At 74.9% G+C, this 22,111-nt stretch carries 23 protein-coding genes; 12 read left to right on the top strand and 11 right to left on the bottom strand.

The window, feature by feature from the left end; all coding sequences use genetic code 11:
• Positions 1-419: 419 nt before the first annotated feature.
• A complete protein-coding gene (locus tag V5O46_RS09645; protein ID WP_332884065.1) occupies positions 420-1,856 on the bottom strand; it encodes an amidase in 1,437 nt (478 codons plus the stop codon).
• Positions 1,857-2,079: 223 nt separating this feature from the next.
• On the opposite strand from V5O46_RS09645, the gene V5O46_RS09640 reads away from it, so the two are divergent.
• The gene (locus V5O46_RS09640) at positions 2,080-2,970 is read left to right on the top strand and encodes an NAD(P)-dependent oxidoreductase (RefSeq protein ID WP_332884064.1); all 891 of its coding nucleotides are present in this window, start codon (positions 2,080-2,082) and stop codon (positions 2,968-2,970) included.
• 70 nt (positions 2,971-3,040) lie between these two features.
• Positions 3,041-3,463: a PPOX class F420-dependent oxidoreductase gene (locus tag V5O46_RS09635; protein ID WP_332884063.1), complete on the top strand. Its 423-nt coding sequence runs from the start codon at positions 3,041-3,043 to the stop codon at positions 3,461-3,463.
• A 45-nt stretch (positions 3,464-3,508) separates the two neighbouring features.
• Here the strand turns inward: V5O46_RS09635 and V5O46_RS09630 are convergent, their stop codons facing one another.
• Positions 3,509-4,147: a LysE family translocator gene (locus tag V5O46_RS09630; RefSeq protein ID WP_332884062.1), complete on the bottom strand. Its 639-nt coding sequence runs from the start codon at positions 4,145-4,147 to the stop codon at positions 3,509-3,511.
• Positions 4,148-4,307: 160 nt separating this feature from the next.
• Here V5O46_RS09630 and V5O46_RS09625 point away from each other — a divergent pair, with 160 nt between their 5' ends.
• From V5O46_RS09625 to V5O46_RS09610, 4 genes are all read left to right on the top strand, one after another.
• Entirely contained in the window at positions 4,308-4,736 is a 429-nt protein-coding gene (locus V5O46_RS09625) for a VOC family protein (protein ID WP_332884061.1), read from the top strand.
• A gap of 767 nt (positions 4,737-5,503) precedes the next feature.
• Positions 5,504-5,929 (top strand): CBS domain-containing protein, encoded by a 426-nt coding sequence (locus V5O46_RS09620; RefSeq protein ID WP_332884060.1) that lies wholly within the window; start codon positions 5,504-5,506, stop codon positions 5,927-5,929.
• Positions 5,930-5,977: 48 nt separating this feature from the next.
• On the top strand, positions 5,978-6,352 hold the full coding sequence (locus V5O46_RS09615; RefSeq protein WP_332884059.1) for a DUF6343 family protein: 375 nt from the start codon (positions 5,978-5,980) through the stop codon (positions 6,350-6,352).
• Between the two features lie 105 nt (positions 6,353-6,457).
• The gene (locus V5O46_RS09610; RefSeq protein ID WP_332884058.1) at positions 6,458-7,477 is read left to right on the top strand and encodes a sigma-70 family RNA polymerase sigma factor; all 1,020 of its coding nucleotides are present in this window, start codon (positions 6,458-6,460) and stop codon (positions 7,475-7,477) included.
• A gap of 13 nt (positions 7,478-7,490) precedes the next feature.
• Here V5O46_RS09610 and V5O46_RS09605 read toward each other — a convergent pair whose 3' ends face one another.
• Together V5O46_RS09605 and V5O46_RS09600 are read right to left on the bottom strand one after the other, a co-directional pair.
• The gene (locus tag V5O46_RS09605) at positions 7,491-8,936 is read right to left on the bottom strand and encodes an FAD-dependent oxidoreductase (RefSeq protein WP_332884057.1); all 1,446 of its coding nucleotides are present in this window, start codon (positions 8,934-8,936) and stop codon (positions 7,491-7,493) included.
• A 10-nt stretch (positions 8,937-8,946) separates the two neighbouring features.
• Positions 8,947-10,158 carry a polysaccharide pyruvyl transferase family protein gene (locus V5O46_RS09600; RefSeq protein ID WP_332884056.1) on the bottom strand — a complete coding sequence of 404 codons (1,212 nt, stop codon included), beginning with the start codon at positions 10,156-10,158 and terminating at the stop codon, positions 8,947-8,949.
• A 206-nt stretch (positions 10,159-10,364) separates the two neighbouring features.
• Between V5O46_RS09600 and V5O46_RS09595 the strand changes: the two genes are divergently transcribed.
• Entirely contained in the window at positions 10,365-11,036 is a 672-nt protein-coding gene (locus V5O46_RS09595) for a phosphoribosyltransferase (RefSeq protein ID WP_332884055.1), read from the top strand.
• 46 nt (positions 11,037-11,082) lie between these two features.
• Here V5O46_RS09595 and V5O46_RS09590 read toward each other — a convergent pair whose 3' ends face one another.
• Both V5O46_RS09590 and V5O46_RS09585 read right to left on the bottom strand, forming a co-directional pair.
• Positions 11,083-12,276: a CaiB/BaiF CoA transferase family protein gene (locus V5O46_RS09590; protein WP_332884136.1), complete on the bottom strand. Its 1,194-nt coding sequence runs from the start codon at positions 12,274-12,276 to the stop codon at positions 11,083-11,085.
• Positions 12,277-12,572: 296 nt separating this feature from the next.
• Entirely contained in the window at positions 12,573-13,136 is a 564-nt protein-coding gene (locus V5O46_RS09585) for an NADPH-dependent FMN reductase (RefSeq protein ID WP_332884054.1), read from the bottom strand.
• A 119-nt stretch (positions 13,137-13,255) separates the two neighbouring features.
• Here V5O46_RS09585 and V5O46_RS09580 point away from each other — a divergent pair, with 119 nt between their 5' ends.
• Positions 13,256-13,924, top strand: a complete 669-nt coding sequence (locus V5O46_RS09580; protein WP_332884053.1) for a TetR/AcrR family transcriptional regulator — start codon at positions 13,256-13,258, stop codon at positions 13,922-13,924.
• Positions 13,925-14,265: 341 nt separating this feature from the next.
• Entirely contained in the window at positions 14,266-15,303 is a 1,038-nt protein-coding gene (locus tag V5O46_RS09575; RefSeq protein ID WP_332884052.1) for a LacI family DNA-binding transcriptional regulator, read from the top strand.
• 88 nt (positions 15,304-15,391) lie between these two features.
• Here the strand turns inward: V5O46_RS09575 and trxA are convergent, their stop codons facing one another.
• A complete protein-coding gene (trxA, locus tag V5O46_RS09570; RefSeq protein WP_332884051.1) occupies positions 15,392-15,787 on the bottom strand; it encodes a thioredoxin in 396 nt (131 codons plus the stop codon).
• Between the two features lie 146 nt (positions 15,788-15,933).
• Here trxA and V5O46_RS09565 point away from each other — a divergent pair, with 146 nt between their 5' ends.
• Complete coding sequence (locus V5O46_RS09565; RefSeq protein ID WP_332884050.1) at positions 15,934-17,388, top strand: dihydrolipoyl dehydrogenase family protein; 1,455 nt, start codon at positions 15,934-15,936, stop codon at positions 17,386-17,388.
• Positions 17,389-17,601: 213 nt separating this feature from the next.
• On the opposite strand, the gene V5O46_RS09560 is transcribed toward V5O46_RS09565, so the two are convergent.
• The 3 genes from V5O46_RS09560 to V5O46_RS09550 all read right to left on the bottom strand — a co-directional run bounded on the left by V5O46_RS09560 (position 17,602) and on the right by V5O46_RS09550 (position 19,007).
• Complete coding sequence (locus V5O46_RS09560; RefSeq protein ID WP_332884049.1) at positions 17,602-17,994, bottom strand: tetratricopeptide repeat protein; 393 nt, start codon at positions 17,992-17,994, stop codon at positions 17,602-17,604.
• A gap of 87 nt (positions 17,995-18,081) precedes the next feature.
• The gene (locus tag V5O46_RS09555) at positions 18,082-18,525 is read right to left on the bottom strand and encodes a MarR family transcriptional regulator (protein WP_332884048.1); all 444 of its coding nucleotides are present in this window, start codon (positions 18,523-18,525) and stop codon (positions 18,082-18,084) included.
• Positions 18,522-19,007, bottom strand: coding sequence for a MarR family winged helix-turn-helix transcriptional regulator (locus V5O46_RS09550; protein ID WP_332884047.1), 486 nt, complete (start codon positions 19,005-19,007; stop codon positions 18,522-18,524). The genes V5O46_RS09555 and V5O46_RS09550 overlap by 4 nt, the downstream gene beginning before the upstream one ends.
• A 114-nt stretch (positions 19,008-19,121) precedes the next feature.
• Between V5O46_RS09550 and V5O46_RS09545 the strand changes: the two genes are divergently transcribed.
• Together V5O46_RS09545 and V5O46_RS09540 are read left to right on the top strand one after the other, a co-directional pair.
• Complete coding sequence (locus V5O46_RS09545) at positions 19,122-20,087, top strand: pirin family protein (protein ID WP_332884046.1); 966 nt, start codon at positions 19,122-19,124, stop codon at positions 20,085-20,087.
• 25 nt (positions 20,088-20,112) lie between these two features.
• Positions 20,113-20,751: a phosphatase PAP2 family protein gene (locus V5O46_RS09540; protein WP_332884045.1), complete on the top strand. Its 639-nt coding sequence runs from the start codon at positions 20,113-20,115 to the stop codon at positions 20,749-20,751.
• 49 nt (positions 20,752-20,800) lie between these two features.
• On the opposite strand, the gene V5O46_RS09535 is transcribed toward V5O46_RS09540, so the two are convergent.
• Entirely contained in the window at positions 20,801-22,105 is a 1,305-nt protein-coding gene (locus V5O46_RS09535; protein ID WP_332884044.1) for a glutamate-1-semialdehyde 2,1-aminomutase, read from the bottom strand.
• Between the last annotated feature and the right edge of the window lie 6 nt (positions 22,106-22,111).

The raw sequence follows: 22,111 nt of genomic DNA, 5'->3' as shown, positions 1-22,111 counted from the left end.
GGAAACCCGGGCTGGGGGGGCGGGATCCAGCCGTACTGCTCCCGCGGCCGATGGCGTACCAGGCGCGACGCGCATCCGGTCCCGGGTGAACGGTCCCCGGCGGTACCTCCCCTTGTGCGGCCACCCCCCGTTTTGTGCGGCCCCCCCCCGGGACCCGTCTCGACCGGTCCCGGGGCACGCTGCCGATCCACCCGGCACCCCGCTCGCCGTCGTGCCGCCGGCCGGAGGGCTGCTCCGCAGGCCGTGTGCCCACGGCCTTCCCGGCGGCGGCCGGCACCAGCCGGTCCTCGCCCCGGCCGCAGTTCTCCTCCCGGGGCACCCACGCCCAGGCGGTCGGTCCCGCCGGGTCGGGATCGCAGTTGTGGCCGGGGGTGGCGCTCGTCGGCGACGACGCGCCCGTACTGCAGGGGAGTACCCGCTCACGCCGCCGGGACGTCCGCCGCCGGCTCCCGGCCCTGCGGCGGCCACGCCTCGTGCCAGCGCAGCTCCGCCTCCAACTGCGCGGCCAGCCCGATCAGCAGCGGCTCGCTGCCCGCGGGCCCGAGCAGCTGCGCGCCGACCGGCAGGCCGCCGGTGACGAACCCGGCGGGCACGCCGACGCCGGGCCAGCCCAGCACGTTCCACGGCCAGGCGTACGGGCAGGCGGCGATCATCGCCCGGTCGGTGGCCAGACCGTTCAGCTCGGCCATCGCGCCGATCCGCGGCGGCGGCGCCGCGGTCGTCGGCGCCAGGATCACGTCGTACGTCTCGAAGAGAGCGCCGATCCTGCGGTGCAGCGCCGACTCGGCACGCCGGGCCGCCCGCAGCGGCGCGCCGCCGAGCAGCCGGCCCAGCCGGGCCGCCTCCCGGGTGCGCCGGTCCAGCAGCGCGGGGTGCGGTGCCTCGCCCACCCACTCGGCTATCCCGGCGGTGGCGCGGGGCAGGAAGGCCAGCCCGATCTGCCCGTAGCGCGGATCGGCCTCCTCCACGGTGTGGCCCAGATCCGCGACCCGGCCGGCGAGCTCGACGACCCGGGCGCGCACCTCCGGCCTGAGCCGGGCGGGCAGCCCGGTGAACGGCGGCTTCAGCGACAGCGCGATGCGCAGCCGGCCCGGGGTGCGGCTCACCGCCGCCGAGGCGTCGATCGCCGGCGGGCGGTGCGGATCCCGCTCGTGGTTGCCGCTCGCCGCGTCCAGCAGCAGGGCCGCGTCGGCGACCGTACGGGCCAGGGTGCCGTTGACCGTGATGCCGTGGAAGGACTCGCCGCGCGGCCAGGTGGAGATCCGGCCGCGCTGCGGCTTGATGCCGACCAGATGCGTCCAGGAGGCCGGTATGCGCACCGACCCGGCGCCGTCCGAGCCGAGTGCGGCGGGCACCAGTCCGGCCGCGACCGCGGCGGCCGACCCGCCGGACGAACCGCCCGGGGTGTGCTCGCTGCTCCACGGATTGCGGGTCGACCCGAACGCGGGCCCCTCGGTGAACGGCCACTGCCCGAACTCACAGGTGTTGGTCTTGCCGACGATCACCGCCCCCGCCGCGCGCAGCCGCCGTACCGCCTCGCCGTCCGCCGCGACCGGCGGATGCTCCCCGGCACAGCCGAAGGCGGTGGGCTCGCCCGCCACGTCCATGTCGTCCTTCACGGCCACGGGCACGCCCAGCAGCGGCTTGCGGGTTCCGGCCGCCAACTCCCGGTCGGCCGCCTCGGCCTCCGCGAGCGCGGCCTGGGCGCGCACGATCCGGAAGGCGTTGAGCGAGCCCTCGCCCTGCGTCGCCGCGATCCGCGCCAGCGCCTGCTCCACGAGCGAACGGGACGTCACCTCCCCCGCGGCGAGAGCGCGGGCGGACTCCGCCAGGCCTGCGGCACGGTCGAACGTCATGCGGACACCTCCGTCGGGCACGTTGTCTACCGAACGGTAACCTCCGGTGTGCCAGGACGGAACGCGCAGGGCGGAAACGGGACTTGGGTGTGCCGTGCAGGCGTTCCCCGGGGGCGGTCCCGGCCGGGTGGCGGCGGGTCCGAGCCCGATGTCCGGTCCGGGATGGCAGGCTGATACCCGGTCACCAGCCTTGCGAGATCCCCGAGATCAGGGAGCCGACGTCATGACCGACCAGCTCACCGTGTGCGTCCTGGGCACCGGCATCATGGGCGCCGCGATGGCCCGCAACACCGCCCGCGCCGGACACGAGGTCCGGGTGTGGAACCGCAGCCGCGGCAGGGCCGAGCCGCTCGCCGCGGACGGCGCGCACGTCGCCGGCACCCCGGCGGAGGCGGTACGGGACGCCGACGTGGTCCTCACCATGCTGTACGACGGCCCGGCCGTGCTGGACGTCATGCGCCGGGCCGCGCCCGGCCTGCGGCCCGGCACGGCCTGGGTGCAGTCCACCACCGCCGGCCTGGACGCGCTCGGCGACCTGGCCGCCTTCGCCCGCGAACACCGCCTCGTCCTCTTCGACGCACCGGTGCTCGGCACCCGGCAGCCCGCGGAGGCCGGACAGCTGCTGGTGCTGGCCGCCGGGCCGCCCGACGCACGGGACGCGGTGAAGCCCGTCCTCGACGCCGTGGGCTCCCGCACGGTGTGGACCGGCGAGGACGCCGCAGCGGGCAGCGCCACCCGGCTGAAGCTGGTCGCCAACAGCTGGGTCATCGCCGCCACCAACGCAGCCGGAGAGGTCCTGGCGCTCGCCGAGGCGCTGGGCGTGGACCCGGCCGGGTTCTTCGACGCCATCTCCGGCGGCCCGCTCGACATGGGCTACCTGCACACCAAGACCGCGCTGATCCGGGAGGGCCGGCTGACCCCGCCTCAGTTCGCCGTCGCCACCGCGGCCAAGGACGCCCGGCTGATCGTCCGGGCCGGCGAGCGGCACGGCATCCGCCTCGACCTGGCGGACGCAGGCGTCCGACGGCTGGAGCGCGCCGCCGCACAGGGGCACGGCGACGAGGACATGGCCGCGGCGTACTACGCCAGCTACGACGAGAAACCGGCCGGCTGAGCGATCCTGGACACGTCCCGACCTGACGACGACGCCTGCGTGCCCTGAACGACGACCCGTGGAGGCCCCGATGTCCAAGCCGCCGCTGCCCGCCGAGGCCGTGACCCTGCTCGGCCGCCCCAACCCGTGCGTGATGGCCACGGTCCGGTCCGACGGCACGCCCGTCTCCACCCCCACCTGGTACCTGTGGGACGACGGCCGTGCGCTGATCAGCCTCGACGAGGGCCGGGTCCGGCTGAAGCACCTGCGCGCCGACCCGCGCGTCACCCTCACCGTGCTGGCCGAGGACGACTGGTACACGCACGTCACCCTCATCGGCCGGGTGACCGGGATGCGCGACGACGAGGGGCTCGCGGACATCGACCGCATCTCCCGGCACTACACCGGCCGCCCTTATCCGAACCGGGTCCGGTCCCGGGTCAGCGCCTGGATCGAGGTCGAGCGCTGGCACGGCTGGGGCGCGCTGAAGGACAGCGACCAGGCGGGCGCCTGACCCCGCCCGGCCCCCGAGCCCCGCCGGCCCCGGCGCCGTCCTCCCCTAGTCCTTGCGCCCGGTCACGGCGACGGTGACACCGAGCCCGATCATGGCCAGGCCGCCGGCGCCACCGACCAGGGACATGCGCCGCGGCGAGGTGGCGAACCAGCCCCGGGCGGTCGCCGCGAGCAGCCCCCAGCCGCTGTCGCAGGCGAGAGCGACGGCGTTGAAGACCAGGCCGAGCAGCAGCATCTGCGCGGCGACCCCGCCCTGTGCACGGTCGGCGAACTGCGGCAGCACGGCGGCGAAGAACACCAGCGTCTTGGGGTTGCTGACCCCGACCGCGAACCCCTCCCAGAGGGTACGGAGCCCGCCGTGCCCTGCCCCGCCCCCGGTGAACACGGCGGCGGGGGAGCGGCGTTCACGCCACGCCCGGACACCGAGAAACACCAGGTAGGCGGCGCCCGCGAGCTTGAGCACCGTGAAGACGGCGGCCGAGCGTGCCACGACCGACCCGATGCCCAGGGCGACGGCGACGACCAGGACACAGCCGCCGAGCGTGTTGCCCACCACCGTGGTGAGCGCGGCGCGGCGGCCCTGGGCCAGCGCCCGGCCGATCACGAACAACACACTCGGGCCGGGGACCACGATGATCAGGAACGACAGGGCCGCGAAGGCCGCCAGACGGTCGGGGGACAGCATGCAGGCATGCAAACACGCGCTGGGACCGGCGTTCCAGCGATATTCCTCCGTGCCCCGGCGGGGTGGGAGGGACTAGTGTCGGTGGCACGGCATCGCGTGTCGGTCACCGTCCGGGTGAGGCATGGAGGTGCCGCGGAGATGCCCGTGGAGGCATTCACCCGTGTCAGTCGAGTTCAACCACACCATCGTCCTCTCCCGCGACCGGGAGCGGTCCGCCCGATTCATCGCCGATGTCCTGGGGCTGGAGGTCGGCCGTCCGGCCGGGATGTTCCTGCCCGTGACGACCGCCAACGGCGTCACCCTGGACTTCGCCACCGTCGACATCGACATCCCTGTACAGCACTACGCGTTCCTCGTCGCGGAGGACGAGTTCGACGCCGCCCTCGCCCGGCTCGTCGAGGCCCGGGTCCCGATCCAGGCCGACCCGCACGGCCGGCAGCCACGCCGGATCAACCGCAACGACGGCGGGCGCGGCGTCTACTTCACGGATCCCGCCGGACACGGCCTGGAGATCATCACCCGCCCGTACGGCAGCGACCCGTCCTCACCGCTCAACGGCGTCACCGAGGAAGTCGCCGGGGCCTGCTGAGGCGGGGCGGCGGGCCCGTCACCGGCGCCCGGGCCCGCCGCGGAGCGGCAGCGGTGTCGCCGGCGGCAGCACACCGGCGACCGCGCGCCCCGTACGGGGGCGGGTGACGGCGCCGAGCAGCCCCCCCGCGGCACGGCCGCGCCGCGGTAGTCGGCTTCCCGGTGGCCGACCACCCGGACAGCGTCCGGGCGCCCCGGTCGGCCCCGCACCGGGGCCGGAGGCGTCCGCCGAGGTGCCCCCGCTCCGCGCGGCTGCTGCGGGGCGGGGCGGCTGGGCTGCGCCGTGTGCGGGGCGAGGCACGAAGGGGCGTGTCGTCGGCCGTCCTGCCGTCGACCGCCTCGAGTACGGTCCGGTTCCGCGGCCGGGCGGCGGAAGGCGGTCACCCGGGTGCCGGGAGCGGCGGTGCCGCTGTCTCCGGTCGGCGGGGGGCGGCCCGCCTCGCCGGACGATGGGCGGCCATGCCGGCCCGGGCCCCTGCTCGACGCCGCACGGTTGGCGCATGGAGGGGCGGGATGCCGCAAGGGTGCTGCATGCGCGCCGGACCGGTGCCGTCGGCCGCCGGCGCCGGCCACCGGAGGCGTCACCCCGGGCCCGGCAAGGCCGCACGCGCGCACCCGGGCGCGCAGCAGGGCTGCCGGGAAGCCGATGTCGGAGCACCCGGTGGCGGACGTCGGTTTACGCGCCCCGTTCCGGGCTACGCGGCGGACACGGAGCATGCGGGCGTGCGCCCATCCGGCTCCGTACCGACGCAGCATCCGGAGGTGCCCATGACCCGGCGGATACGGGACGTGATGTCGCCCGCGACGGCGGCGGTCGAGCCCATGACCACGGTGACGCGGGCCGCACGGCTGATGCGCGAGCGGGACGTCGGGGACGTCCTGGTGGCCTACGACTCCGACCTGTTCGGTGTGCTCACCGACCGCGACATCGTCCTGCGGGCCGTCGCCGACGGCCGCGACCCCGACGACACGCCGGTCGGCTCGGTGTGCACACCGCCTCCCGTGGTGACCCTCGGTCCCGAGGACACCACCGACCGGGCGGTCGAGCTGATGCGGCAGCACGCCGTCCGCCGGATCCCCGTCGTCGAACACGGTGGCTGCCCCGTCGGCGTCGTCAGCCTCGGCGACCTCGCCGTGCTGGAGGACCCGGACTCACCCCTGGCGGACATCAGCAGGGCCGCCCCCGACCACTGAGAGAGGAACCGCATGCCCGGCCGTCTCCCGCGGGGGCCGGAGCCGCCCGTGCCCCGCTCCCGGTCCGGCGCGTTCGGCCGCCGCTTCCCGCGCACCGGCACCGAACCGGTCACCGCCCAGAGTCCGCTGCGGCTGCGCCTGCTGCTGTCGGCGGTGTTCCTGCCGTCGTTCATCGCGGGCGCGGCCTACTTCGGCGTGTGGGCCGCACACTCGGATCCCGGCGACAGCCCCGGCCGCAGCGCCCTGGTCGCCGTCGCCGCGATCTGCGCCGCCGTGGCCCTGCTGGCGGTGACCGACCTGGCGACGGTGATCAGTCGTCTGCGCCGGGAGCGCGGCACGGAACCACCCGGTCACCGACCCTCGGACCGCGCGGCGGGAGACCGGACGGGACCACGGGGCGAGACGAACGGGACGGGGGGCTGAGTGACGAAGACGGGGGCTGAGGGACGGAAGGGCCGGAGCGACGAAAGGGCCCGAGGGACGAAGGGACCCGAGGGACGAAGGGACGACGAGACGGAGGAACTCCCCATGTCTCCCCCGGCAGGAACCACCGCGGCCGACGCCCGCGAGGACCGCCGCGCCGCCACCCGCACCGCACGGCTGCGCACCCGCATCCCCGAGCCCGACGAGGAACCCGACCTGCTCGGCCAGTACCTGGCGCAGATCGGCGCCACCCCGCTGCTGACCGCCGACGACGAGGTACGGCTCGCCCGGCGCATCGAGGCCGGACTCGCCGCACAGCAGGAGCTCGAGCAGGCCGACACCGGAGAACCCGCCCCGTCGCCCGGCCGGCGCCGGGAACTGGCCGAGGCCGTACGCGACGGACAGGCCGCCAAGGACCACATGGTCCGCGCCAACCTGCGGCTGGTGGTGTCCATGGCCAAGCGGCACGCCCACCGCGGACTGCCCCTCCTGGACGTCATCCAGGAGGGGAACCTCGGCCTGATCCGGGCCGTGGAGAAGTTCGACCACACCAAGGGGTTCAAGTTCTCCACGTACGCCACCTGGTGGATCCGCCAGGCCATCGAACGGGGCCTGGCGACGCACGCGCGCACGGTCCGGCTGCCGCTGCACGTCGTGGAACAGCTGCAGAAGCTCGCCAAGGTCGAGCGCAGGCTGCGGCACGGCCTCGACCGGGAGCCCACCGTCGAGGAGGTCGCCGACGCCGGCGGCCTCGCCGCGGACAAGGTCGTCTGGCTGCGCCGGGTGGGACGGGACGCGGTCAGCCTCGACACCCCCGTCGACGCCACCGGCGAGACGGTGGTCGGCGACCTCATCGCCGACACCGAGGTGCTCCAGGCCCCCGAGGTCGCCGAGTACCAGGCGCTCGCCGCGGAGCTCCGGGAGGCCGTCGGCACGCTGGCGCCCCGCGAGGCGCTGATCCTCAGCCTCCGCTACGGCCTGCACGACGGCCGCCCGCGCACCCTGCAGCAGGTGGCCCGGCACGTCGGCCTGACCCGGGAGCGGGTGCGCCAGCTGGAGAAGGCCTCACTGGCCCACCTCCGCGCCCCGGAGACCCGCGACCGGCTGCTCGACTGGGCGAGCTGACCGGGCACACCGGTCAGCGGACCGGCGCCGGCAGGGATTCGGTGCGCAGCCGTGCACCCTGGCGCAGCAGCTCCCGCTGCACCAGCCGGTAGGGCAGTCCGCGCGGGCCGTGCCCGTGCCGCACCGTCAGCGCTGCGCACACCCCGGCCGCCTGCCCGGTCGCCATGGCGATCGGCATGACCCGGTACGACGAGTGCGCCACATGCGTGCCCGAGATACAGCGGCCGGCCACCAGCAGCCGCTCGGTGTCCCGGGGGATCAGACAGCGCAGCGGGATGTCGTAGAAGCTGCCCCGCGGCACCCGCTTGAGGACCGTGCCGGAACCGCGCGGATTGTGGATGTCCACCGGATAGGCACCGTGCGCCACCGCATCCGGGAAGGCGCGGGCGGCCAGGATGTCGTGCCCGGTGAGCTGGTAGTCGCCCAGCACCCGCCGGGTCTCCCGGACGCCGACCTGGATACCGCTCTGCACCACGTACGACGTCCCGAACCCCGGCACCCGGGAGCGCAGGAACCGGTCGATCCGGTCCAGCTGGCGGCGGGCGGTGTACTCCGCCCGGGTCAGGTCCCAGACGTCGGTGCCCAGCACCCGCGTGACCCGCGTGCTGTTGACGGCGACCTCCCGCGGATGCGGGGTCTCGAAGAACAGCATGTCCTCCCGCGGCAGCCGCAGCTCCCCGGCCGCCCGCGCCTCCTCGACCAGGTCCCACAGCCCGTGCACCCCGCGCCACTGGTCGGGGTGCTCGCGGACGTACTCGGAGAACCCGGGCCGGTCGAAGTCGGCGACCCGGAACATCAGCGTCATCGGCTGTACCAGACCGTCCTCCGGCCGCCCGATCTCGTACGGCGCCCCGCAGGCCGCCGCGACGTCCCCGTCCCCGGTGCCGTCCACCACCACCGCGGCGTCGATCACCACGGGACCCGACTTGGACTCGAACACCACCCGCCAGCCGTCGTCCAGCGGCAGCGCGGCGGAGGCGAAGGCGTGGAACAGCAGCCGGACCCCGGCCTCGTCCAGCAGGTCCAGCAGGACCAGCTTGAAGGCCTCCGGGTCGAAGGGCACCGTGTAGCCGGTCCCGGTACCGGGCGGGATGCAGCCGCCGCGGGCGGTGAGCCGCTCCAGCAGCTGCCACAGCACGCCCGCGACCACCGGCTCGCCCTCGCCGTGATCGGTGGGCAGCAGCCGGGACTCCGCGCCGGACTCGGTGAACGCGGCCTGCCTGTGCTCGTTGTGGAACGACATCAGGGGCATCACCAGCGCCACGGTCGCGTTCCCGCCGAGGAACCCGTACCGCTCCACCAGCACGACGTCCGCGCCGGTGGCCGCCGCCCCGAGTGCGGCGGCGAATCCGGCCGGGCCGCCGCCGACCACCAGCACGTCGCAGCGCCCCCCGTGCCGGGCCGACCGCGGCGGCAGGGTGACCGTGGCGGACTCACCGGGTTCCGTCAGGATCGGCATCGGGGCTCCCTCACGGGGTCATCCGGGCAGGTTCGGCGGTAGGGCGCCGGTCCCGCTCCGGCTCCGGCACGCCGCATGCGATCTCGTCCAGCAGCGAGCCGCAGCGCACGCAGGTCTCCCGCGCGGCCGTGGTCAGCTCCCGCATCCGGTCCCGCAGGTCCTCCCGCCGCTGCGGATACTCGTCCCACAGCCGGTCCGCCTCCGCCAGCAGCAGCCCCGCCTGCTCCCGGGCCACGCCGACCAGGGCCGGCGCACCCAGCCGCCGCGCGAAGTCGAAGACCTTGCCGGAGTACGGCAGCGGCAGCACCGGCACACCGGACAGCGCCGCGAAGATCACGAAGTGCAGCCGCATGCCGACGGCCAGGTCCAGATGGCGCATCAGGCCGAGCAGCTGGCCGGGGCTGTAGTCGCCGTGCAGGATCCGGCCCCGGTCCGGTGCGGTCATGTGGGACAGCACGGAGTGCGCGTGCCGGACGTCGTACCGCTCCATCGGCAGGAACACCACATGAGCGTCCAGCCGCCGCACCAGGAAGTCGGCCACGTCGGCGAGCAGCGCGTGGTAGTCGCCCTCGTCCAGCTTCTCCGCGGCCCGGCCCGGCTCCCGGACCGACATCCCCACCAGCCGGGTCCCGGTGGGCACGCCCTCGTCACGCATCATCCCTTCGGTGAACGGCTCCGGCCGCAGCAGCAGCGCCGGGTCGGCGGTGACGGTGACGTCCCGCTCCAGGCCGACCTCCTCCAGCACCAGCGCGGACTCCTCGTCCCGCACCACCACGTCCGCCATGTCCGCCAGCACGGTGCGCACCGCCTCCCGGTCCTCCGCCTCTCGCAGCGGGCCGGCGCCGACCGCGTACGCGAAGGTGGGGACGCCCCGGTCCTGTGCGGCGCGCACGAGCCGGAGATAGCGGCGCGCCTCGCCGTCGTAGAGGATGCCGCCGCCGCCCAGCACCAGCAGATCGAGCCGGCGCAGCACGCCCAGGACACGGCTGCGGCTGACGCCCTCCCAGTCCACCACCTCGTCGGCCTCGCGGTGATGGGCGCGGGTGTGCTCGGCGTTCCGGCTGAACACGACCAGGTGCGCGTCGGGGCGCCGGCCGCGCAGACAGCCCAGGACGCAGGCCAGGATCGCCTCGTCGCCGATGTTGAAACCACCGTACGAGCCGAGCACGCCGATGCGGGCACCCGGCCGTGCGGGCCTGGGCCGGGAAGGGGCCGTGGTCATCCGGGGACTCCCGTCGGGTTCGGGGTGGGCGGATGCCGGGTTGCCCCGCGCGTCGTCCGGAAACCCGGGTTGCTCCGTCCGGGGGACCGCAGGTGAGCCGCCGGACCGCGGAATCGCCGTCGGTTCCGGGCCGGCCGAATCGGAGGCGGCGGGGCGGGTACGCGGGTGCGGGGGAGCGCACACGGCACGAAGGAGGCGCGCCCACCATGCGGTTCCACGACCGCCGGCAGGCCGGACAGGCGCTGGCCGGAGAACTGCGGGCCCTGCGGGACGGCGGCGGGCTGCCGGAGCCGATCGTGGTCCTGGCCCTGCCCCGCGGTGGTGCCGCCGTGGCCCGGGAGGTCGCCCGGGAGCTCGACGCCCCGCTCGACGTGCTCGTCGTACGGAAGATCGGCGCGCCGTTCCACGAGGAGTACGGCATCGGCGCGATCGCCGGGGACGACGAACCCCTCTTCGACCATCGTGCCCTGGCCGGGCTGGGCCTCGACGAGGCCGACCTCGCGGCCACGGTGACCCGCGAGCGTGCCGAGGTCCGCCGCCGCGAGCAGCGCTACCGCCAGGGCCGCCCCGCCCCCGAGCTGCACGGGCGCACCGTGATCGTGGTCGACGACGGACTGGCGACCGGGTCGACCGCCCGGGCGGCGCTGCGTGCGCTGCGCCGCCGGCAGCCGGGGCGGCTGGTGCTGGCCGTGCCGGTCGGCGCCCCCGACTCGGTGGAGCTGATGCGGGCCGAGGCGGACGAGGTGCTCTGTCTGTACGCACCGGCCGCCTTCACCGCCGTGGGGCTCTGGTACGAGGAGTTCGACCAGCTCACCGACGACGATGTGCTGCGCGCCCTGCACACCGGCCGCACGGTGCCCGGAGGGCCGGGCGGATAGCCGCGCGGCGCGCGCGTCCCGCGCGGCTCCGCGGGACGCCGCCCGCTCAGACGACCTCGTCCGCGCGCAGCGCCTCGATGTCGGCGGGCGAGTGACCCAGTTCGGTGAGGATCGCGTCGGTGTGCTCGCCGACCGCCGGGACGGGGTCCATCCGCGCCGGGACGCCCATCAGGTCGGCCGGCGGCAGCAGCGCCTCCACGCGGGCCCCGCCGGGTACCGCCACCTCCCGCCAGCGGTCGCGGCCCGCCAGCACCGGATGGTCCAGGAACGCGGCGACGTCGTTGACCCCGGCGCAGGCCACGCCGATGTCCCGCAGGTCCGCCAGGAGCTCGGCGCTGCCGGAGCGGGCGCAGCGCTCGGCGACGATCGCGTCCAGCTCCGCCCGGTGCGCGACCCGGTCCGTTCCGGTGGCGAACCGCGGGTCGCCGGTCAGCTCGGGCCGCCGCAGGAACAGCTCGCACAGGGCGGCCCACTCGCGCTCGTTCTGGACGGAGAACAGCACCTCCCGGCCGTCGGCGGCCCGGAAGGCGCCGTAGGGCGCGATGGTGGCGTGCCGGGTGCCCAGCCGCGGGGGCTGGCTGCCGCCGTAGCGGGTGTAGTAGGCGGGCTGGCCCATCCACTCCGCCAGCGCCTCGAACAGGGACACCTCCACCGGGTGCGCCGTGCCGGTGGTGGCGCGGGTGTACAGCGCGGTGAGGATGCCGCTGTAGGCGTACATCCCGGCGGCGATGTCGGCGACGGAGATCCCGGCACGGGCGGTCTCCTCGGGCGTTCCGGTGAGCGAGACGAGACCCGTCTGGCACTGCACCAGCAGGTCGTACGCCTTGCGGTCGGCCCACGGACCGCTGGTGCCGTAGCCGGAGACGGTGCACGGGATCAGCCTCGGCAGCCGCCCGGCGAGTCCGGCGGCGCTGAGGCCCAGCCGGTCGGCGGCGCCGGGCGCGAGGTTCTGCACCAGCACGTCGGCACCGTCCAGCAGCCGGTGCAGGATCTCCCTGCCCCGGGGGTCCTTCAGATCGAGCGTGAGGGACTCCTTGGACCGGTTCAGCCACACGAAATAGCTGGACTGGCCGTGGACCGTGGTGTCGTAGCGGCGGGCGAAGTCCCCGCCGCCCGGGCGCTCCACCTTGATGACGCGGGCGCCGAGGTCCGCCAGCTGCCGGGTGGCGTACGGCGCCGCCACCGCCTGCTCCAGGCTGACCACCGTGACCCCCGTCAGGGGAAGACGCTGCACGCCGATGTCTCCTGCCGTCCGGCGGGCCCGTGCGGGCACGCCTGGTGAACCAGCTCTCTCCGGTCAGCTTTCTACGGGCCGTCCCCGCCTCCCGTCAACAGCTCCGCCCCTGCCGCTCACCTGCACCTTCGAACGAGGATCGGCGGTGTCGGCGGTGTCGGCGGGGGCCGTCCGGGTCACCGCACCGGCTGTGCCGGGGCGGGGCGGCTGCGGGAGACCACCCGGCTGCCGCGGCGTCGGCGACCCGCATCCGAGGGGCCGGAGTCCTGTGGACTCCGGCCCCGGTCGGCGGAACGCGGTGCTCAGGCCGCGGCGGCCTCACCCGCGCGGCGGTGCAGCAGGGCGACGATCTCGGTCAGCTGCGCGGCGACCTCGGTGTCGTCGGCGGGATGCGTCGAGCCGAAGCGGCCGGCCGAGCCCGGGATGGACAGCTTGACGTCCTCGACCACCGTGCCGCCGGCGATCCCCACGGACTTGCGGGTCTCGTCGTGCGCCCACACCCCGCCGTACTGGCCGAGGGCGGTACCGGCCACGGCGACCGGCTTGCCGCCGATGGCCCCGGCGCCGTACGGCCGGGACAGCCAGTCGATGGCGTTCTTCAGCACGGCCGGGATGGTGCCGTTGTACTCCGGCGTGAAGATCAGCAGGGCGTCGGCGGCACCGGCGGCCTCGCGCAGCCGGCCGGCGGCGGCCGGGAGGGTGCCCTCGGCGTCGATGTCCTCGTTGTAGAACGGGATCTCGGCGAGCCCCTCGAAGAGCTGCACCTCCGTGCCCTCCGGGGCGAGCTTGACGGCGGCCTCGGCGAGCTGGCGGTTGTGCGAGCCGGCGCGAACGCTGCCGACGAGGGCGAGGATGCGGACGGACATGGGAACTCCTGGGAATCGGGCCTGACGGCGAAGAATGATCCGGACCGGGGTCCGCTTATCTGTACCACCTTAACCGGACCGCGGTCCAGTTTCATTCCCCGATGCTCTACGCTGTCCTCATGTCCGCCGCACCACCGCCCGCCCCGGAGTCCCGGGAGGCCGCCGTCCCGCCGGAGCTGTTGCAGCTCGGCGCCGTCGGCGACCAGGACGAGACCTGTCTGCGCGCCGACGCCGCCCGCAACCGGGCCCGGCTGCTGGACGCCGCCGCCCGGCTGGTGGCGGAGCACGGAGCGGCCGGCGTCACCATGGAGGCGGTGGCCGCCGCGGCCTCGGTCGGCAAGGGCACGGTCTTCCGTCGTTTCGGCGACCGCACCGGCCTGCTGATGGCTCTGCTGGACCACTCCGAGAAGAAGTTCCAGGCCGCCTTCCTGAGCGGTCCGCCGCCGCTCGGCCCGGGCGCTGCGCCCGTCGACCGGCTGCGCGCCTTCGGCTGCGCCCTGCTGCGCCGCACCGGGGACGAACTCGAACTGCAGCTGGCCGCCGACCCCGGCCCGGAGCGCCGCTACGGCAGCCCGCCCCGCCAGTTCCTGCGCGGCCACGTGGCCCTGCTGCTGCGCCAGGCCCTCCCGGGCGAGGAGGCCGAACTCCTCTCGTACACGCTCATGGCGTATCTCGACCCGGCCCAGATCCACCACCTCACCCGGCAGCGCGGGATGCCTCTGGCCCGCCTGGAGGAGGGCTGGCTGGACCTGGTGGCCCGGCTGACCCGCACCCGATCCCCGCACTGACCGGCCGGGGCTCCGCTGCGGACCGGGCGGCGGTCCCGGCGACGGGCCCGTGCCGGCCGGGCGGGAGCCCGCGCGGGCCGGGCGGCCCCCGGTACTGCCCGGGCGGCCCCCGGTACTGCCCGGGCGGCCCCCGGTACTGCCCGGGCGGCCCCCGGTACTGCCCGGGCGGCCCCCGGTACTGCCCGGGCGGGATCCGCGCGCTGACCCGGGCGGGCCGTGACCCTCGGCCGCCGCCCCGCCTCGCGCCGCCCACGCCCGGGCCTGCCCGGCTTTCGTCCGATCCGGACGACAGTGCCCCACCGGACGCCGCGCCGCCGGCTTCTGCCAAGATGCCGTACGTCATGGTGCAGATACCAAGAACGCCCGCCTCCGTGCCCTCTCCCGCACCGCGCGCCGTCCCCACGAGCGCCGATGTGGCCCGCCTGGCCGGCGTCTCGCGCGCGACCGTCTCCTACGTCCTCAACAACGCCAGCGCCGTCCGGATCAGCGAGCCCACCCGCCGCCGGGTCCGCGAGGCGGCCGAGGAACTCGGCTACGTGCCGCACGCCGCCGCCCGCAGTCTGCGCGCCGGACACAGCCGCATGGTCGTGATGCCCGCGCCGACCTTCCCCGTCGGCCCGCTGTACCACCGGTTCCTCGGCGAACTGCAGGGGGCGCTCGGCCGGCTCGACTACACCGTCGTCCAGTACGGCACCGTGGGCCTGCCCGGCGACGAGGCCGCCCGCGTCTGGGCCGAACTGCGCCCGGTCGCCGTACTGGTGCCCGGGCCGGGTCTGGGACCGCAGGGGGTGCAGGTGCTCAAGCGCTCCGGCGCCCGCGCCGTGGTCACCCTGGGCACCGAGCCCGTGGAGGGCGCGCACGCCCTGCTCATGGACCATGAGGCCGTCGGCGACTGCGCGGGCCGTCACCTCTACGACCGCGGGCGCCGCCGGATCGGGGTCGTGGTCCCGCGGGAACCCGGCCTGGGACTGTTCTCGGCACCCCGCGTACGCGGCGTCCGCCGCGCCGTGCACGACTCCGACGCCACCGTGACCGAACTGCCCCTCGGCTACGACGAGCGGGACGCCGAGCGGCTCGCCGCCCGCTGGGACACCCTCGGCCTGGACGCGGTCTTCGCCTACAACGACGAGTACGCCATGCTGCTGTGCCGCGCCCTGCAGGACGCGGGCGTGGCCGTCCCCGGAGGGACGGCCGTGGTGGGCGCCGACGACCTGATGCTCGGGCGACTGCTCCGCCCGCGGCTGAGCACCGTGCACATCGAGCTGCCCTCGGCTCGCGATCTCGCCGAACTGGTCGACCGCGCGGTGCGCGACCCGGGTGCCGCGCCCGAGCGGCACAAGGTGCTGGGCGCGACGCTGGTGCACCGCGAGTCGAGCTGAGCTCCGGACGGCCGGTGCCGCCCGGAGCTCGGCCGACCACCGAGGCCGCCGGCTCCGGGAGGCGCACCGGCTTCCGGAGCCGCCCGGCCTACTGGGCGCCTTCGCGGCCCTCCTGGCCCTCCGCGGCCTGCTGCTCGGCGACCGCCTTGCGGACCTCGTCCATGTCCAGCTTCCGGGCCTGTCCGATGACGTCCGCCAGGGCGGCCTCGGGCAGGGCACCGGGCTGCGCGAACACGGCCACCTGGTCCCGGACGATCATCAGTGTCGGGATCGACTGGATACCGAAGGCCGCGGCCAGTTCCGGCTGCGCCTCGGTGTCCACCTTGCCGAAGACCAGGTCCGGGTTCTCCTCGGCCGCCTTCTCGTACACGGGAGCGAACTGCCGGCACGGCCCGCACCACTCCGCCCAGAAGTCGATCAGGACGAACTCGTTGTCCGTGACCGTCTGGTCGAAGTTCTCCTTGGTGAGCTCCATGGTGCTCATTGGCGTGTTCCCTCTTCCTGAACTCGGGGGCGGGAGCCGTCGGCGCAAACACGGCCGCGCGGCCGGGTATTCCGAGGACGTACCCGTGCTGTCCGGCGCGCGTACCCATGTGGCGAGCGCCGCACACCACCCACCAGACTGACCTCATGACGGAATCGGAATCCCGGACGGACTCCCCGACGGACCCCCTCGCGTACGACGTCGTGGTGGTCGGCGCCGGCCCGGTCGGCGAGAACGTCGCCGACCGCACCCGTGCGGCCGGTCTCACCACCGCGGTCGTGGAGAGCGAACTGGTCGGCGGTGAGTGCTCCTACTGGGCGTGCGTGCCCAGCAAGGCCCTGCTGCGCCCGGTCATCACCCGCGCGGACGCCCGCGGCGTCCCCGGTGTGCGTCAGGCGGTGCAGGGCCCCCTCGACGCGCCCGCCGTCCTCGCCCACCGGGACGAGTACGCCTCCCACTGGAAGGACGACGGCCAGGTCCGGTGGATCGAGGGCACCGGCGCCGACCTGTACCGCGGCCGGGGCAGACTCGCCGGCCCGCGCACGGTGGAGGTGACCGGGCCCGACGGTGAGCGGCGCGTGCTGACCGCCCGGCACGCCGTCGCCCTCTGCACCGGCAGCCGTGCCGCCCTGCCCGGCCTGCCGGGGCTCGCCGACGTACAGCCCTGGACCAGCCGCGAGGCGACCAGCGCCGGGGCCGTGCCCGGCCGGCTGATCGTGGTCGGCGGCGGCGTCGTCGCCGTCGAGATGGCCACCGCCTGGCAGGCCCTCGGCGCCCAGGTCACCCTCCTGGTCCGCGGCGAGGGCCTGCTGCCTCGCATGGAGCCGTTCGCCGGCGAGCTGGTCGCCGAGGCGCTCACCGAGGCCGGCGCCGACCTCCGCACCGGCACCTCGGTCACGTCCGTCCGCCGCGAGAACGGCACGGTCGTCGTCGTCACCGACACCGGCGACCGCTTCGAGGCCGACGAGATCCTCTTCGCCACCGGTCGTGCCCCGCGCACCGACGACGTCGGTCTGGAGACCGTCGGCCTGGAACCCGGCTCCTGGCTGCAGGTCGACGACAGCCTCCGGGTGGACGGCCACGACTGGCTCTACGCGGTCGGTGACGTCAACCACCGCGCACTCCTCACCCACCAGGGCAAGTACCAGGCCCGTATCGCCGGAGCCGCCATCGCCACCCGGGCCACCGGGCAGCCGCTCACCGCCGGGGCCTGGAGCCCGCACACCGCCGGCGCCGACCACGGAGCCGTCCCCCAGGTGGTCTTCAGCGACCCGGAGGCGGCCGCCGTGGGCCTGTCGCTGGCCGAGGCCGAACGGGCCGGCCACCGCGTCCGCGCCGTCGACGTGGACTTCTCCGCCGTGGCCGGCGCCTCCCTGTACAGCGACGGCTACAAGGGCCGGGCCCGCATGGTGGTCGACCTGGAGGACGAGATCCTGCGCGGCGTCACCTTCGTCGGCCCCGGCGTCGGCGAACTCGTCCACTCGGCGACGGTCGCGGTCGTCGGCCAGGTCCCGCTGAGCCGCCTGTGGCACGCGGTCCCCTCGTACCCGACGATCAGCGAGGTGTGGCTGCGGCTGCTCGAGGCGTACCGGGACAGCTGACCGGGCGCGACGCGGACGTCGGCAGGCCGGGCCCGGGACCGCGGCGACCCGCGCCACGCCACTCACCGGGATCCGGGCGCGCGAGGTGATCCTCGGCGAGATCGCCCGCCAGCGTGGCCGGCGGGCGTACCAGGGTGGTGGCACGGCAGCACGGGCCGGCACCCGGAGGGCCCCCCGACGCGGCCGGTGCCCGGCCCCGGGAGGAACCGGGCATCACCACGGGTCCATCGCCGTCCGGATCTCGAGCTCCGGGAAGTCACCCGCCAGCGCGCCCGCGATCCGCAGATGGCTCTGCGCCTCCTGCTGCCGCCCCTGCCTCTGCAGGGTGCGGCCCAGCATCAGCCGGGCGTACTGCTCCACCGGGTCGCGCTCGACGAGTACCCGCAGCTCCGCCTCCGCGCGACGCAGCTGGGCGGAGTGGTAGTAGGCGCGGGCCAGCAGCAGCCGCGGCCCGGTCTGCTCCGGCACCTCCTCGACCAGTCCGGCGAGGACGCTTGCCGCGGCGGCGTGGTCCCGGGCGTCGAAGAACATCTGCGCGCGCTCCCAGCGCTCCGCGGGTGTTCCGTGGCCGTAGTAGGCCGTGGTCGTGGCGCTCGTCGTGGTCATGGGAGACCTCCTTCGGTGGTCCCAACCGGCGCCGACGGTTGAACATTCCACGACATCACCCGGGTGCCGTGCCCGGCCCGGGCCGGATCAGGGTGTGAGGGCGGCGAGTTCGGCGTCGGCGCGCTCGGTCACCACCGCCAGCACCCGGCCGGCCGCCGCGAGGTCCTCCGCGGGGATGCCGGCGTAGATCCGGGCGGAGATCGCGGCCGTCTCGGCCGCCGTGCGCTCCTGCAGGTCGCGGCCGGATTCCGTGGCCGTCAGGTGGGACGCGTCGTCCGCGACCAGCCCGCGGGCGATCAGTTCCGCGACGACCTCCCGGATGTCCTCCGGGCCGGACTTGAGGGCGTCGGCGACCTGGGCGACGAGCGCGCCGCGCTCGACCGGGGCGTCGGCGACGGCGACCAGACGGAGGGCGACGAGCTGCTGGAACGTCGCGCCGTAGCGGCGCAGCACGGTCTCCAGGACGGCTCGGGAGGCGTAGTGGGCGAGGCCGATGGTGCGGCCGTCGGCGATGGGTGCGGAGGTGGTCATGACTGCTCCTTCACGTGCGCGGGCGGATCCAGGGGCGCGTCGAGCAGCGCGGTCAGATCGCGGGTGAACTCCCGCGTCCGCGGCCCGTCGAGACCGCCGAGCGGCTCCAGGAGCTGCTCCAGCAGACCGTGGACCACCTCGATCGCCCGGAGGGTGACCTCGGTGCCCTGCTCGGTGAGCGCCAGCTTCATGGCGCGGGGATCGCGGGGATCCCGGGTGCGCTCCACCAGGCCGGCGGCCTCCAGGGAGCGGGCGAGCTTCGAGACGTAGAGCGGTTCGAGCCCGGTGTGGTCCGCCAGGCGGCGCTGGCTGGGCTGCTCGCCGGTGTGCTGCATCCCGTACAGGGACGCCACCAGCGAGTACTGCGCGTGGGTCAGCCCTAGGGGGGCGACCGCGCGGTCCACCGCGACGCGCCACTTCATCGACAGCCGCCAGACCAGAAAGCCGGGGGTCGGCCCCCCTCGTACCGGACGTGTACTCATGCCCATAGAGTACATGGTTATTATGTCCATGGCTATTATTTTCCTCGTGTACGCGGAGTGCAGGCATGGCGACGTACTGACGCGAGGGACCCGTTCGGGGCTAGGTTGGGCGCCATGAGCAATCTCGATCGCCAGGCGGTCCCCGCCGTGTGCGGCGGCCGGGGCTTCGTCGTGGCGGAGCCCGTGCGGGAACTCCTCAGCCCGCGCCGCGTCCAGCTCGGCGAGTCCACCGAGGTCCGCAGGCTGCTGCCCAACCTGGGCCGCCGTATGGTCGGCGCCTGGTGCTTCGTCGACCACTACGGCCCCGACGACATCGCCGACGAGCCCGGGATGCAGGTGCCTCCGCATCCGCACATGGGCCTGCAGACGGTGAGCTGGCTGCACGACGGCGAGGTCCTGCACCGCGACTCCACCGGCAGTCTGCAGACGATCCGCGCCCGCGAACTCGGCCTGATGACCTCCGGCCGGGCGATCAGCCACTCCGAGGAGAGCCCGCGCCCGCACGCCCGCCTCCTGCACGGCGCCCAGCTGTGGGTCGCTCTCCCGGACGCCCACCGTCACACCGAACCGCACTTCGAGTACCACCCCGACCTGCCGGTCGTCACCGCCCCCGGCCTGACGGCCACGGTCGTCCTCGGCACCCTCGACGGCACGGCCTCGCCCGGCACCACCTACACCCCCCTGACCGGCGCCGACCTCACCCTCACCCACGGTGCGGACGTCCGCCTGCCCCTCGACGCCGACTTCGAGTACGCCGTGCTGTCCATGTCGGGCGAGGCCCGCGTGGACGGCGTCCCGGTGCTGCCGGGCTCCATGCTCTACCTCGGCTGCGGACGCACCGAACTCCCGCTGCGCGCCGAGACGGACGCGGGCCTGATGCTCCTGGGCGGCGAGCCGTTCGAGGAGGAGCTGATCATGTTCTGGAACTGGATCGGCCGTACCCAGCAGGAGATCGAGCAGGCCCGCCGGGACTGGATGGAAGGGACGCGGTTCGGCGAGGTGAAGGGGTACGACGGGGACCCGCTCCCGGCCCCCGGGCTGCCGCGGACACCGCTGAAACCACGGGGGAGGGTCCGTTGAACCCGCAGAGACGACCGGTTCGCCGGTGACGGGCCGGCGACCGGCAACGCGCCTGTGGCTCGGGCCGGTCGCGGCCCTCGCCGCGCTGGTGGTCGTCGTGCTCGGGGGCCTGTATTCCGGCGAGAGCAAGCCGGGCGCGGCGGACGCGCGGATCTGGGCGGCCGTCCACGGCGTGGCCCCGCCGTGGCGGCACCTCGCTCTGGCCACGGACTTCCTGGGGGAGCCCGCGGGAGCGGCGACGCTGGTCGTGGCCACCGTCACCGGCTGCCTGCTGCTCCGGGCTCCTCGCGCAGCGGTGCTCACCGTGGTCGGCACCGGCGCGACCGTGGGGGCGACGACGCTGCTCAAGCCCCTGACGGGACGCACCATCCACGACGGGCACCTGTCCTACCCGAGCGGGCACACCGCCTTCCTCACCGCACTCGCCCTGGTGGTGGCGCTGCTCGTGACCGGCCGGCTCGGCCTCGGCGGGACGGCCGGCACAACACTCGTGCTCGCCGCGGCGCTGGCCGCCGGCGCCGTCATGGGCTGGGCGCAGGTCGCCCTGGGCGCGCACTACCCGACCGACGTGCTCGGCGGCTGGTGCACCGCGCTGGTCGTGATGCCGGCGACCGCGTGGCTGGTCGACCGGATGGCCGACGCCGGTCGGAGCAAACCCCGTTGACGTCACGTCAGTCATGTCATGTCAGTCATGTCGCCTCACGTCACGTCAGTCACGCCCAGCGCCGGAACACGGGCTTCACCGGTCGTCCGGCCAGCCAGGGGGTGGGATCACCGGCGTCCAGAGCCTTCCGGTACACCGCACAGGCCTGGGCCACCACGTCCACGGTGTGATCGATGTCGGCGTCGTCGAGCGCGCTGCTCACCACGAACGACGGGGCCAGCACCCCGCCCGCGAGGAGCCTGCGCAGGAACAGCGTCCGGTACCGCTGCGACGGCCGACGGTTCTCGTCCAGGGTGGCGAAGACCAGGTTGCTGGCCCGGCCCCGGACCACGAGGTGGTCGCCGACGCCCATGGCGGCGGCGGCGTCGCGGACACCGGCGGCCAACCGTTCGCCGAGGGTGTGCAGGCGCGCGGTGACGCCCTCCTCGACGTAGGTGGCGAGCACCGCCATTGCGGCCGCCAGGGAGTGCGTTTCCGCACCGTGCGTGGTGGACAGCAGGAACACCCGGTCGCCGGAGTGACGCAGCCCGCCCCGCTCCATCAGGTCGCGCCGCCCGGCCAGCGCGGAGACGGCGAACCCGTTGCCCAGCGCCTTGCCGAACGTGGAGAGGTCGGGGACGACGCCGTACAGACCCTGCGCACCCGCCTCGGACCACCGGAACCCGGTGATCATCTCGTCGAAGACCAGCACACAGCCGTGCCGGTCGGCCAGTTCACGCAGACCGGTGAGGTACCCGGGCGGCGGCTCGGTGTGGGTGGCGGGTTCGAGGACCAGGCAGGCGACCTCGTCCCGGTACCGGGTGAGCAGCTCCTCCGTGGCGGCCAGGTCCCCGTAGGGGAACCCCACGGTGAGCTCCTCGGTCGCCGCCGGAACACCGGCGGACATCGGCGTGGTGCCGATGAACCAGTCGTCGACGGAGAAGAACGGATGGTCGGCGCAGAGGGCCACCCGCGGGCGCCCGGTGGCGGCGCGGGCGAGGCGCACCGCGGCGGTGGTGGCGTCGGAGCCGTTCTTCGCGAACTTCACCATCTCGGCGGTCGGCACCGTGGCCAGGAAGCGCTCCGCGGCCTCGACCTCCACGACGGACGGCCGGACGAAGTTGCTGCCGCGGCCGAGCTCCCGCCGCACCGCCTCGATCACCCGCGGGTGGGCGTGGCCGAGGCTGACCGACCGCAGGCCGGAGCCGTACTCCACATAGCGGTTGCCGTCGATGTCCCAGACGTGGGCGCCGTGGCCGTGGCTGATGACCGGGGCCAGGTTCTCGGGGTACTGGTCGTCGCCCTTGGCGTACGTGTGCGCGCCCCCGGGGATCAGGGCGTGCAGCCGCTCGTTGGCCTGCCGCGACCGGGGCATGCGGAA

The sequence above is a fragment of the Streptomyces poriticola genome (genome assembly GCF_036689765.1).
GTDB classification, from domain to species: domain Bacteria; phylum Actinomycetota; class Actinomycetes; order Streptomycetales; family Streptomycetaceae; genus Streptomyces; species Streptomyces poriticola.
This window is presented reverse-complemented; position numbering and strand designations above follow the sequence as displayed.